The 13621-nt window shown below is 70.9% G+C and carries 7 protein-coding genes; all 7 read left to right on the forward strand.

From position 1 onward, the window contains the following. The first annotated feature begins 21 nt into the window (after window positions 1-21). The 7 genes from ABZ622_RS31200 to ABZ622_RS31230 all read left to right on the forward strand — a co-directional run bounded on the left by ABZ622_RS31200 (window position 22) and on the right by ABZ622_RS31230 (window position 13579). Complete coding sequence (locus ABZ622_RS31200) at window positions 22-6126, forward strand: amino acid adenylation domain-containing protein (protein ID WP_360548899.1); 6105 nt, start codon at window positions 22-24, stop codon at window positions 6124-6126. Window positions 6127-6244: 118 nt separating this feature from the next. Next, entirely contained in the window at window positions 6245-7249 is a 1005-nt protein-coding gene (locus ABZ622_RS31205; protein WP_360548901.1) for a methyltransferase domain-containing protein, read from the forward strand. A gap of 12 nt (window positions 7250-7261) precedes the next feature. After that, window positions 7262-8971, forward strand: coding sequence for a carbamoyltransferase N-terminal domain-containing protein (locus tag ABZ622_RS31210; protein WP_360548903.1), 1710 nt, complete (start codon window positions 7262-7264; stop codon window positions 8969-8971). Between the two features lie 111 nt (window positions 8972-9082). Beyond that, window positions 9083-9550 (forward strand): VOC family protein, encoded by a 468-nt coding sequence (locus ABZ622_RS31215; RefSeq protein ID WP_360548905.1) that lies wholly within the window; start codon window positions 9083-9085, stop codon window positions 9548-9550. Continuing rightward, on the forward strand, window positions 9547-10503 hold the full coding sequence (locus ABZ622_RS31220; RefSeq protein WP_360548907.1) for a hypothetical protein: 957 nt from the start codon (window positions 9547-9549) through the stop codon (window positions 10501-10503). Before ABZ622_RS31215 ends, ABZ622_RS31220 begins: the two co-directional genes overlap by 4 nt. A 29-nt stretch (window positions 10504-10532) precedes the next feature. After that, window positions 10533-11780, forward strand: coding sequence for an MFS transporter (locus ABZ622_RS31225; RefSeq protein ID WP_360548909.1), 1248 nt, complete (start codon window positions 10533-10535; stop codon window positions 11778-11780). Continuing rightward, a complete protein-coding gene (locus tag ABZ622_RS31230; protein ID WP_360548911.1) occupies window positions 11780-13579 on the forward strand; it encodes a non-ribosomal peptide synthetase in 1800 nt (599 codons plus the stop codon). The genes ABZ622_RS31225 and ABZ622_RS31230 overlap by 1 nt, the downstream gene beginning before the upstream one ends. The last annotated feature ends 42 nt before the right edge of the window (window positions 13580-13621 follow it).

Genomic DNA, 13621 nt, shown 5'->3' on the forward strand with positions numbered 1-13621 from the left:
TTGTGGGTGTCCGGCGCGGGTGTGGCCCGTGGCTATCTGAATCGTGCGGAGCTGACGGCCGAGCGGTTCGTGGAGCGGGAGATCGGCGGGGTGGTCCGCCGGATGTACCGCTCGGGTGACCTGGTGCGCAGGACGTCCGACGACGAGCTGGAGTACCTGGGACGGCTCGATGACCAGGTCAAGATCCGCGGCTTCCGCATCGAACTCGGCGAGGTCGAGTCGGCGCTCGTCCGCCACCCCGACCTGGAGTCCGTGGCCGTCGTCCTGCGCGAGGACACCCCCGGCGACCGCCGCCTCGTGGCCTACGCGGTGCCGGCGGCGAGCGACGCGGAGCCGAGCGTCACGGACTTGCGTGAGTGGTGCGGCCGCACGCTCCCCGGCCACATGGCGCCCAGCGCCTTCGTGCTCCTCGATGTGCTGCCGCTGACAGGCAACGGCAAGGTGGACCGCAAGGCCCTGCCCGCCCCCGACGGCGCCCGCCCGCGCCTCGGTGCGGAGTACGTGGCCCCGCGCACCCCCGTGGAAGAGGCGATCACCCGTGTCTGGGCCGAGGTCCTCGGTCTCGACCGGGTCGGCGTCCACGACAACTTCTTCGGTCTCGGCGGCGACTCGATCCTCACGATCCAGGTGATCTCCCGCGCCAAGCGGTACGGGCTGCACCTCACGCCGCGCATGGTCTTCCGCCACCAGACCGTCGCCGAGATCGCCCGGCACGCCGAAGAGGGCGCCGTGGTCTGGGCCGAGCAGGGGCCCGTGCAGGGAGAGGCGGCGCTGACGCCCATCCAGCACTGGTTCTTCGGCCTGGAATTGCCGAACAGGGCGCAGTTCAACCAGTCCCGGCTCCTGGAGACCGAGGGGCTCGACGCCGCGACCCTGGACGAAGCCCTCGCTCTGCTCGTGGAACACCACGACGCACTGCGGCTCAGGTTCGAGCACGGCGCCGACGGCTGGCGCCAGACCCACACCGCCGATGAGCCGGCGCCGTGCACGGCGCACCACGACCTGTCCGCGCTGGCCGAGGCCGACGCGTGGGAGCGGGTCGAAGCCGCCGCCGACGAGGTGCAGCAGGGCATGGACCTCGCGTCGGGTCCGCTGCTGCGCGCGGCCCTGTTCGACCTCGGTGCCGGGCGGGGCCAGCGGCTGCTGCTCGCCGTCCACCACCTCGCGGTCGACGGCGTCTCCTGGCGGATCCTGCTGCAGGACCTCGCTGACACCTACCGCTCGCTGGCGGCGGGCGAGCGCCCGGTGCTGCCCCTGAAGACCACCTCGTACCAGGCGTGGTCCGCCCGGCTCCAGCACTACGCGAGCACGCCCGCGGCGACCGGCGAACTCGGCCACTGGACGCGGCCCCGCACCTCGTCGCCGATCCCGCGTGACCGGTCGGGAGAGAACACCAACGCCTCGTACGACGCGGTGACGGTCGCTCTGGACGGCGAGGAGACCGCGGCTCTGCTGCGGGACGTGCCCCGCACCTTCGGCGCCCGGATCAACGACGTGCTGCTGACCGCCGTCGCCCAGGCCGTCAAGGCGTGGACCGGCGGATCGAGCGCTCTCGTCGCGCTGGAGGGGCACGGCCGCGAGGACCTGTTCGACGACGTCGACCTGTCCCACACCGTGGGCTGGTTCACCAGCATCTTCCCCGTCGAACTGAGCCTCCCGGCGGGCAGCGGCCCGGCGGAGTGCCTGGCGAGCGTCGGCGAGCAGCTGGCCGCGGTGCCGCACCACGGCGTCGGGTACGGAATCCTGCGCCACCTGGGGACGGAAGAGACCCGACGGAGGCTGTGCGACGCGGCCCTGCCCGAGATCAGCTTCAACTACCTCGGCCAGTTCGACAGCGACGTCCCCGGCCTCGGCCGTCCGGCCGACGCCGCCGAGCCCCACGGCCGTTCCGTGGACCCGGACGGGCGGCGTGCCCATCTGATCGACATCGCCGCGAGCGTCCGGGGCGACCGCATGTCGCTGAGCGTCTCGTACAGCACGAACATCCACGAGCGGCAGACCGCCGAGAAGCTTGTCGAAGGCGTGGCCGCCGCCCTCAGGTCCCTGGTGCGGGCCCAGCGGGAGCGGGCCGCCGCCGGGGGCACCGGGGACGCCGAGCCCAGGGAGTGCGGGCTGAGCCCGATGCAGGCCGGCATGCTCTTCCAGACGCTGGCCGAAACGGCCGACGGCACCGCCGATGCGGCCGAAGTCCGGCCCTACGTCGTGCAGTTCGTCGACGAGTTCACCGGGCCGCTCGACGTCGCGTGCTTCCGCCGTTGCTGGCAGGAGGTCGTGGACCGGCACACCATCCTGCGCAGCTCCTTCACCATGGACGGCGAGAGCGGCGCACGCCAGACGGTCCACGCACGGGCCGAGATCCCCTTCGACGAGGTCGACTGGCGCGACACCGACACCGACGCCCGACGCGAGCGCCTGGAACGGCTGCTCGCCGACGACCGGAGCCGAGGCTTCGCCCCCGCGCGGCCGCCGCTGATGCGGTTCACCCTCGCGCGGACCGCCGCAGACCGGACCATCGTGATCTGGTCCTTCCACCACCTGCTGCTCGACGGCTGGAGCGCCCAGCTCGTCCAGCAGGAGTTCTACACGCGCTACCGGGCCGCACTCTCCGGGACCGTCCCCGCGCTGCCCGACCCCGTCCCGTACTCCCGCTACATCGAGTGGATCGAGGAGCGCTCCCGCTCCGAGGCCGAGGCGTTCTGGCATCGCACCCTGGACGGCCTCACGGAGCCCACGGCGCTGGGCGTTGACCGCGAGACCGGCGAGAGCGGCTTCGGTGACGTGGAGTTCGCGGTGGACGGCGAACTCTCGGCCCGTATGGCTGAGTTCGCCAAGTCCCACCGGATCACCGTCAACACGATCGTCCAAGGCATGTGGACGCTCCTGCTGTCCCGCTACAGCGGCGGCGAGGACGTCCTGTACGGCTCCACGGTCTCCGGCCGCCCCGCCGACCTGCCCGGCGTCGAGTCGATGGTGGGCCTCTTCATCAACACCCTGCCCGTCCGTGCCGCCGTGCCCGGCGAGGCGCGGGTCGTCGACTGGCTCCGGACCCTGCAGGAAGGGCACGTCGAGCTCCGCCAGTACGAGTACAGCTCCCTCGCCGACATCCAGCGGTGGAGCGCGATACCCGGCCCCGACGCCCTCTTCCGGTCGATCCTCATCTTCGAGAACTACCCGAAGCTGCTGAGCGGCGACGACCTCCCGCAGGGGCTCAGCCGGCGTCGCCTGCAGTACGTCGAGCGGACCGGCTACCCCCTCGTCCTCGGTGCCGCCCACGAGGGCAGCCGTCTCCACCTGCACCTCGTCCACGACCGCAGCGTGATCGACGACGCCACGGCTCGGCGCATGGCGGGCCACCTGGAGCAGCTGCTCGCCGGCATCGTCGACGGCGACCCGGAGGGCACGGTGGGCTCCGTCGAACTGCTCACCGCGGCGGACCGCTCCCAGCTCGCCGCCTGGAACGGGCCCGAACTGCCCCATGCCGACGACGTGCCGGTCCACGCGCTCATCGAGCGCCAGGCGCGGGAGAGGCCCGACGCCGTCGCCGTCGAGTTCGGCGACGAGACTCTCACGTACCGCGCGCTCAACGAACGGGCCAACCGACTCGCCCACCATCTGCGGTCCTTGGGCATCCGGCCCGAGACGATGGTCGGCCTGTGCCTGGAGCGCGGCCTCGACATGATCGTCGCGCTGCTCGGCATCCTGAAGTCCGGTGGTGCCTATGTGCCGCTGGACACGCAGTACCCGGCCGAGCGTCTCGCCTTCATGATCGAGGACACGGCTCTGCCGGTGGTGGTCACCCAGCAGCACCTGTCCGCCCGGCTGCCCGCTTCCGTGGACATCCTCTGCCTGGACCGCGAGGCCGACACGGCCCTGCTCGACTCCGCCCCGGTGTCCGATCCCGAGCCGCTCGCCGGGCCCGACGACCTCGCGTACGTGATCTACACGTCCGGCTCCACAGGCCGGCCGAAGGGCGTCATGATCGAGCACCGGTCGATGAGCGACCGGGTCCAGGAGATGCGCCGCCAGTACGGGCTTACCCCGGACGACGCGTATCTGCAGTTCTCCTCGGTGACCTTCGACGGATCCGTCGGCGAGATCTTCCCGACGCTGATCGCCGGCGCGCGCCTCGTCCCCAGGGGCGACGACTGGACCCCGGTCGAGGTCATGGAGACCCTGCGGACCAAGGACATCACGGTCTGCCAGCTGCCGCCCTTCGTCTGGAACGAGCTGATCCCGCACCTGGACGAGGGCGCCCGCCCCGGGCCGCGGCTGCGCCTGATGAGCATGGGCGGCGAGCGGGTCCTCGCGACCTCGGTGGAGCGCTGGTTCCGGCGCACGTCCGTGCCGCTGTTCAACATCTACGGACCGACCGAGACCACCGTCAACATGACCACGTGCCTGCTCACCGGGCGCGAGGCCGTCGTGCCGATCGGGACGCCGGTGGCCAACACCGATGTCCTGGTGGTCGACGGCACGGGCCGCCCTGCCCCTATCGGCGCCCCGGGCGAGCTCTGGATCGGCGGCAAGGGAGTCGCCCGCGGCTACCTCAACCGGCCCGAGCTGACCGCCGAGCGGTTCGTCCGCGACCCAAAGGCCGAAGGGGCGGCGGGGCGGATGTACCGCACAGGGGACCTGGTGCGCTGGCTGCCCGATGGGCGGATCGACTTCATCGGCCGCATCGACGACCAGGTCAAACTCCGCGGCTTCCGCATCGAGTTGGGCGAGATCGAGTCGACGCTCGGCGCCCACCCGGGGCTCACGGCGGCCGTGGTGCTGCTCCGTGAGGACGAGCCGGGCGCACGCCGCCTCGTGGCCTACTGCATCGCCGCGAACGGCGACCGTCCAGCGGTCTTTGACCTGCGCGAGTGGTGCGCGCGCGGGCTGCCCGACTTCATGATCCCCTCCGTGTTCACGTTCCTGGACGCGCTGCCCGTCACGGCCAACGGCAAGGGCGTGGACCGCAAGGCCCTCCCGGCCCCCGGCGAGGACCGGGCCGAGGTCGCCACGCGGTACGTGGCACCCGCGACGCCGACCGAGGAACTCCTGGCCGGCATCTGGCGCGAGGTCCTGAAGGTCGACCGGGTCGGCGCCGACGACAACTTCTTCGAACTCGGCGGCGACTCCTTCCTCGGCATGCAGGTCATCGCCCAGGCACGGCGAGGCGGCGTCAGGATCACGCCGAGGCTGCTCTTCCAGAACCCGACGATCACGGACCTGGCGGCACACGCGACGACCAAGCACGCCACGGCGTCGAAGACCGCACCCGGCACGACCGGCACGCCCGGCGAACCGGCCGCGGGGCAGCGGCAGTTCGCGGCCGTCGGCGCACTCACGGCGGACGGTGACACCCGCGTGTCCACCGTGGAGCTCAACCGCGGCACCGCGCCGCGGACGCTGTTCGCCTTCCACGAGGGCGGCGGCAACGTCAGCGGCTACGTCCACCTCGCCGAGGCGCTGGCACCGACGGTCCGCGTGGTCGGTATCGAGGCCCGCAGCGTGGCGTTCGACGCCCCGCCACAGACCGACGTGGCCGCGATGGCCCGCGGCTACTGGGAGGCCATCCGCACCCTGCAGCCCGAAGGCCCCTACCTGCTGGCGGGCTACTCCTTCGGCGGCGCCCTGGCCATCGAGGTGACCCGGCTGATCGAGGAGTCGGGCGGCAGCGTCGCCCTGCTCGTCGGCCTCGACTCCTGCCTGCCCGTCAGCGAATCGATGGAGCTGGTCGAGCGCGACCTCACCGCCACCACCGATCTGCTCGCTCGCCTGACCGACGCGGCGGAGGGCGATCCGGAGCGGTCCGAGGCCGTCGCCGCGCTGATGCCGGAGCTCAATCTGCCCGCCGACATGCTCGCCCTGCGCCGCGACGAACTCATCGACCATCTGCGGACGATGGAGGCGCACACCAGGGCGCTTCTGCGCTACCGGCCGACGGCGGTCTCCTGCCCGGTGCTGCTCTACCAGGCGGAGAGCTCCCCCTGGTCGCTGTCGATCGCCGACAGCTGGTCGCCGTTCGTCACCGAACTCGATGCGCGGCTCACACCGGGAGACCACCTCACGTTCCTGCGCGCATCCCATGTGGGCGTGATGGCCGACGAAATCGCCAAGGCGATCGGGCAGCGCACGTAAAGCGGCATTCAGTAGCGGTTCATTCCGCGGGCTTCCCCGCAATGACGTAGGCCTCACCGCAATGACTTAGGTCTCTCCGCAGGGGCTTAGGTATCTCCGCACGGACAGGAGTTGATTCATGTCGTCCCACCCCCCTTCCTCGGGCGATGTACGCGCGCTGTACGAGGAATTCCCTTACCCGCTGCCGAATTCCGACACCGAGCCCATCTACGACGTGGCCATGGGCCTCGACCTGGTGCTCCCCTCCCTGGAAGACTGCCAGGTGATGGACGCGGGATGCGGTACGGGGCACCGTCTCGTCGGCCTAGCCCTGCAGTACCCGGACACTGAATTCCTCGGTGTCGACTTCAGCGAGCATTCGCTTTCGGTGGCCCGGGAGTTGGCGAAGAATCACGACTGCGACAACGTGAGCTTCCGGCACGCCGAGATCGGCGGCAACCATCTTGGGCGCGATTTCGACCTGATCACGAGCACGGGGGTCATTCATCATCTGGCCGATCCCACGGGCGGCGCGAAATGGTTGCAACAGCACCTGAAAGACGATGGAATATCCTACACTTGGTACTATCATCCGTACGGTGAATTCGACCGTCTGCTGAGCCGTCGGCTCGTCCATGTGCTCATGGACCACTCCGCCGAGGACATCTCGAAGACGGTCCTCGCGGACCTCGGACTCGCCCTCTCGGTCGAGCAGTACGGAACGCGCACCTCCTTCGCGGAGGTCTCGGCGCAGACCCAGCTCGCCGCCGACGCCGACGCCTACCTCCACCCGATCGTCAACGCCTACCGGTTCCAGGAAGCCGCGGACTTCTTCCGCGACGGCACGGAATGGACCGTCGTGCACGGCATCAACTGGGACGGCGGCTCCAGCCTCATCGACTCGGACCACTGGGCCGAGGGCGAGTTCGGCACGCTCGCGAGCAGCGATCTGTTCAAGAGCGCCCGCCTGCGCGAGGTCTTCGCCGGCATGAACCCCCGGGCGCAGCTCGACTGCGTCGAACTCCGGCTCCGCCCGACCGGATTCACCTTGCTCTCCGGCAACGAAGCCGGTCTCGACCGGTGCACGGAGCGGACCCGCGCCAACGTCCGCGACGCCAATCTTCTTCGCATGAACGCCTGTTAGGGAGAAGCGACCATGATCACAGCTGGCCTGAAACTCACCCACAGTGGCGGACTGGCCCTCCTGGAGGACGACAAGCTCCTCTTCCACATCGAGGTGCAGAAGCTGGCGAACAACGCCCGCTACAGCCCGGTAGCCGATCTCCGGCTGATCCCCGAGATCCTCGCCGAGCACGGCTTCAAGGTGTCCGACGTCGACCACTGGGCCCTCGACGGCTGGGACGGCGCGGACTACGGCCACCTCTCTGTCCTCGACCACGGCACGCCCCTGGAACTGAAGGTCGCGCCCTACCGCGAGAACGACACCATCAACAGCCTGGTCCGGCCCGGCGTCACCGGTGAACTCCCCATCGGCGGCACCACGGTGACGTACAACAGTTACGTCCACATGTCGAGCCACTTCGGGGCGGCCTACTGTTCCAGCCCCTTCGCCGCACGCGGCGAGGACTCCTTCGTCCTCGTCTGGGACGGCGGCTGCTTCCCGCGGCTGTACTTTGTGGACGCCGCGCGGGGCGCCGTCGAGAACGGCGGCGAGGTCTTCCCGCTGATCGGCCACTCGTACGCCATGGCCGCGCAGTACTTCGGCCCCTGGGCGCGGAAGACCGGTGGCCGGTCCCAGGTCGTCGACGACCTCTCCGTCGCCGGCAAGCTCATGGCGTACATCGCCCTCGGTAAGCCGCAGGACGCCGTGCAGGAAGCCATGCGCGACGCCTTCCACCGGAACTTCGAGGCGCCGACTGACGCAGTCGCCGAGTACCGCCGCGCCGTCATCGGCTGCGGCAGCAACGGCGAGCCCTCGCACCGCTACACGCACGCCTACCTCGGCGACGCGGCCGAGCGCATCGCCGCGCTCGGCGTCTCGGACGAGGACGTCCTCGCGAGCATGCACCAGTTCATGGAGGAGCTCCTCGTCGAGCGGGTCGTCGAGAAGATCACGCGCTGGAAGGGCGAGGGCCCCTGGAACCTCAGCTTCGCCGGCGGCTGTGCCCTCAACATCAAGTGGAACAGCGCCCTGCGTGCCCACCCGCTCTTCAACGACGTCTGGGTGCCGCCCTATCCGGACGACTCCGGCTCCGCCATCGGCACCGCATGCGCCGAGTACGCGCGCGGCAGGGGCGTCTCGGCCGTCCAGTGGCACCAGCGCCAGGGCCCTGCCCTGGTCCCGACTCTCCGCACCCCGGACGGCTGGACGGCCAGGGACTGCGCCCCCGCGGAGGTCGCCCGCATCCTGCACGAGAGCGGCGAGCCGCTGGTCTTCCTGCGCGGCCGCGCGGAACTGGGCCCGCGTGCGCTCGGCGCCCGCAGCATCATCGCCCCGGCGAACGACCCGGCGATGAAGGACCTGCTCAACGACCTCAAGGACCGCGAGCACTACCGCCCGGTGGCCCCCATCTGCCTCACCGAGCACGCCGCCCAGATCTTCGACCCGGGCACCCCGGACCCGTACATGCTCTTCGACCACGACGTGCGCCCCGAGTGGCTGGACCGCGTGCCCGCCATCACTCACCTCGACGGCACCGCGCGCCTGCAGACCGTCGGCGAGGACGACGACCCCGTGCTCGCCGAAATCCTGTGCACGTACCACGAGTTGAGCGGCATCCCGGTGCTGTGCAACACCAGCGCCAACCTCAACGGCCACGGCTTCTTCCCGGACGCGGCGTCCGCGATGAAGTGGGGCCGCACCCGGCACGTCTGGGCCGACGGGGTGCTCTACAGCAAGGCCTGACGGGAGCCCCCCCGGCGGTGACCGGGCCCACCGGCCCGGTCACCGCGACCGCTCCGCAACGGAAAGACACCTTCGCAACGACCGGTTGTGCCCCGAAAGGAATATGCCGCAGTGGATCGTCCGAACCATCCCAGAATTCACCATGTGGGCGTGCAGACCGCAGATCTGGACAACTGCCTCGATTGGTACCGGGAGTTCTTCGACGCCGAGAAGAAGTGGGAACTCGACCGCTTCTCCGAACTCACCCTCAGCAGGCTGCCGGGCATCCGCAAGCTGATCGAGATCTCATTCGGAGACGTCCGGCTGCACCTCTTCGACCGCGCGGGCCACAACGGCAGGACGCCCGACGAGGACGGCTTCCTCTTCCAGCACGTGTGCGTTCAGGTGGCCACGCCACAGGAGCTCGTCGAGCGCCGCCGCCGGTGGATCGAGCTCTACGAATCGGGGCGCTACACCTTCGCCCGACCGGAACTGCCGACCGAGATCGTCGTCGACGACGACGGCGTGCGCAGCCTCTACCTTTTCGACGTGAACGGCCTCGAGTACGAACTCAGCTACATACCGGACGGTCCCCGATGACAAGCCCGAGCGACGGCACCCTGGTCGCCGAACCACGCACCGATGCATGGGAGTTCGGGGACTTCGCCTACGGCCTCGAACCCCTTACGATGCCGCCGGCCGGCCACGCGACCGTCTACCCCGCCGTGGTCCCGAGCGCCCTGCCCCCCTGCAACCCCGACCCCGTCCTGTTCCGTCTGCGCCTCCTCGCCGACGGCGGGACGCCGGACCTGCCCGATACCCGCGCGGACCCCACCAACGACCAGCTGTTCTGGTTCCGCTGGATCACGGGGCATCAGATCACCTTCTTGATCTGGCACTTGATGGGCGAGATCCTGGAGCGGAACACGGACCGGGAGACACCGGACCGCGCCTCACTGGCCCGCCTCGAGACGTACGCGTACGGCTACTGTGCCATGCTGCTCTACACCGGGTCCTGTCCGATCGACGTCTACCAGAGCCTGATCAGACCCCGGATGTACCTCCAGCACCGCAGCTTCAGCGGGACCTGGGCCTCGGACTTCGTCCCCGTGCGCGGCCTGTTCCGGGGCCGGGGCGTGGCCAGGGGCGACGCCCCGGAGGCCGCCGGGCTCGCCCGCGCCGTGGACGTCCACAAGGCCATCCACGACGGCATCGCCGCACGCCTCGTACCCGAGGGCCAGTCCCTGCTGCAGCAGACCATGAAGGAGACCGTCGTTCGCCCCTCGGAGCGCACGGCGATCCTGTATGACAACTTCTTCATGACCCTGCGCGCGCCCGTGGACGGCGACGGCATCACCAGCCAACTCCTGCGCAGACTGGACGCGGTGGCATCGGACGTCGCGGCCCAGGGCCTCTACCCACTGGGGCACGGCGGCGACGAACGGCCGAAGGAGCTGCGCAGTGCCGAGGTGGCCCACTGCGAGAACCGCATCGGGCACATCCTGCACGAGGTCGGTGAGGCCGCGGCCACTCCCGCCAAGCCGGTCTCGTAGCCGTGCGCCGCCCTATACCCCTGTCCGGAGTGCTGCTCAGGCTCGCGGTGGTGAACTTCCTGGCCAGCATCGGCTTCGGGATGTACGCCTCCGGCAACGCGATCTACTTCACCCGCTACGTCGGGCTCCCGGTGTCCCAGGTCGGGGTCGGTCTGACCGTCGCCGGCCTCGTCTGGCTGCCCCTCTCCATCCACCTGGGGCGGTTCGCCGACAAGGTCGGGGCGCGCCGGGCGACCGTCGTCATGGGCGTGGCGCAGGTCCTGCTGCTCGTCGCCGCGACCGCGGTCCACGGACTCGCGGAGTTCGTCGTTGTGGTCTCCCTGCTCGGCGTCTTCGTCCAGGGCGGCTGGATCTGCCGCGAGGCGCTGGTCGCGGAGATGGTGGACAGCGAGGCCCGCGTGAGCGTCTCCGCGTACCTGCGCAGCGCGTTCAACGTGGGGATCATCCTCGGCGCGCTTGCCGCGGGGCTAGCCCTGACCCTGGACGACGCACCCGCCTACCTCGGGCTCATCCTGGGCAGCGCCCTGGCCGAGGGGGCGGCGACCGTCCTGTGCCTGGGGCTGCCGAAGCGGGCGGCCGGGCCGGAGCGGCGGGCCGACGCCGTGCCGATCCGCCACGCCCTGCGCGATGTGCCGTACCTGACGCTGTCGGTCCTCTACGGCCTGCTCGCCATCGGGGACATCGTGCTACGCATCGGGATCCCGCTGTGGATCGTGACGCTCTCGGGTCTGCCCCGGGGCCTCGGAGCCTGGCTCTACGGCCTCAACGCCGTCTTGGTCGTGGCCCTGCAGGTGCCGCTCAGCCGGGGTGCGGAGACCTTCGGCGGGGTGCGCAGGCTGCTGCTCCTCGCGAGCTTCGCCTCCACGGCGTCGTGCCTGGCCATCGCCGTGAGCGCCGGAGTGCCTGCCCTGGTCGGTGCGGGCGCCCTGGTGGTCTCTGTGGCGCTCCTTTCGCTGAGCGAGGTGTGGAGCTCCGCGGCGGGCTGGAAGCTGCGCTACGAGCTCGCGCCGGCCCGGGCCCAGGGCACCTGGGGCGGAGTCTTCGCGCTCGGCAGCTCGGTCAACCTCGTCCTCGGCCCCGCCGTGGTCACGCTCGTCGTCGGGCGGTACGAGGCGACGGGCTGGGCGGTGCTTGCCGCGGGGTTCCTCCTGGTGGCCGCGGCGGTCGTGCCGGTGATGGCGTGGGCGATGCGGACGAGGACCACTGGCCCGGTGGATGAGGCCGAGTCGCAAGACTCCGAGGCGAGAGAAGTCAAGACGAAGGAGGCCAAGTCGTAATGGAAGCCGACGAATCCGAGGCTCTCGACGTGGCGGACGCCGTGCTCGCCGCAGCGCACCGTCACCCCGAGCGGCCCGCGCTGGCCGCGGGGAGCGAGTCGTGGACGTACGCCGAACTGGCCCTTTACGCACGGCGGGTCGAGCGATGCCTGCGGGACCGCGGTGTCCGGGCCGGTGACGTGGTGGCCGTCCAGGGCCGCAGAAGCCCCCGGGGCGTGGCGGCGCTGCTGGGCGTCCTCCTGTCCGACGCCGCGTACCTCGCGCTCGGCGAGAACGTGCCTGCAGCCCGCCTGCGCCACATGCTTGCCGAGGCTGCGCCCCGTGTGGTGCTCGCCGAGGAGAGCGCGGACCAGGAGCTGTTCCGGCACGGCGGACCTGGCGCCCCGGCCGTGGTGACGCACGACGAGGCGCGCGGCCGCGAACCCGCCCCGGAGCGGCACACGGTCCCCGCCGAGCGCGGCGACCTCCCCGCCTACGTCGTGCACACCTCCGGAACGACCGGCGTGCCGAAGGGAGTCGTCATCGCCAGACGCTCCCTGGCGGCGCACCGCCGAGCCGTGCATGAGCTCTTCGAACTGGCCCCGGAAGACCGGGTCCTGCAGGTCTCCTCGCTCGCGTTCGACGTGGCCGCCGAGGAGATCTGGCCGACCCTCGCCGCCGGAGCCCTGGTCGACATCCTCCCCACCGGCCTCGGCGACGTGAGCTACGACCGGCTCACCCGCGTCGTCCACGGGCGCGGCATCACGGTGTGCAACCTGCCCGCCTCGTACTTCAGCGGCTGGGCCGCCCACCTCGGCGAGAGCGGCACGGCCCTGCCCACGCTGCGCCTGGTCGTCACCGGCAGCGAGGAACTGCCGGTCGAGGCGGCCTGCGGCTGGTGCTCCGCCGGGCGCCCCCGCCTCGTGCACGCCTACGGGGTCTCCGAGGCCACGATCACCTCGGTGGCCTGCGAGGTGACCCCGGACCTGACGGCGGGGGAGCGGGTCCCCATCGGCGCGCCGCTGCCCGGCGTACGCACGGCAGTTGTCGACGAGCGGGACACCCCCGTACTCGCCGGCACCGAGGGGCAGTTGCTCATCGGCGGACCCGGCGTCACCCTCGGTTACCTCGGCACGGACCCGCTCCCCGAGGGCCGCTTCCTCCAGGGGACTGTCCCCGGAGCCGGGCAGGGCCCCTGGTACCGGACCGGGGACCGGGTGCGTGAGGAGCGCGGCCTGCTCCACTTCCTGGGACGCGTCGACGACCAGCTCAAGGTCAACGGCGTACGCGTCGAACCCGGCGAGATCGCCGCTGTGTTGGCCGCGCAGCCCGCGGTGACGGACGCCAAGGTGTTCCGGATCGGGGAGACCCTCGTGGGCTGCGTGTGCACCCCGCACCCCGTCGACCGGGCGTATCGGGAGTCGACGACCGGACGGCTGCGGGCCGTGCTCCCACCGGCCATGGTCCCCGCCGAGATCCTCGGCTGGGACGCCTTCCCCCTCACCGCGGGCGGCAAGGTCGACGTGCGGGCCCTGCGGGCGGCGGCCACGGCCCGCCTGGACGGCGGCACCGCGCCCGTCGGCGCCGCGGATGTGCGGACCGTCCTGCGGCGGTTGTGGCAGGACGTGCTCGGAGCGCCCGCAGTCGGCGCCGACTCCGACTTCTTCGCGCTCGGCGGCGGTTCCCTGTCGGCGGCCCGGCTCTCCAGCGCCCTGCTCAGGGAGACCGGCGTCACCGTCAAGCTCAGGACCATCTTCGCCCATCCGCGCTTCGACGACTACCTCCAGCAGGTCAAGCTCGCCTCCGACCGGCAGGCCTGAACAGATCGGACCACGTTGATCATCCAGCAACTCGAGCAGCGG

The organism is Streptomyces sp. NPDC007164, assembly GCF_040634135.1.
GTDB lineage: Bacteria > Actinomycetota > Actinomycetes > Streptomycetales > Streptomycetaceae > Streptomyces > Streptomyces sanglieri.

Bases quoted from the DNA above. Each gene is read 5' to 3' on its own strand.
- ABZ622_RS31220 (WP_360548907.1), top strand. From the start codon at position 9,547: ATGACAAGCCCGAGCGACGGCACCCTGGTCGCCGAACCACGCACCGAT.
- ABZ622_RS31230 (WP_360548911.1), top strand. From the start codon at position 11,780: ATGGAAGCCGACGAATCCGAGGCTCTCGACGTGGCGGACGCCGTGCTC.
- ABZ622_RS31205 (WP_360548901.1), top strand. From the start codon at position 6,245: ATGTCGTCCCACCCCCCTTCCTCGGGCGATGTACGCGCGCTGTACGAG.
- ABZ622_RS31210 (WP_360548903.1), top strand. From the start codon at position 7,262: ATGATCACAGCTGGCCTGAAACTCACCCACAGTGGCGGACTGGCCCTC.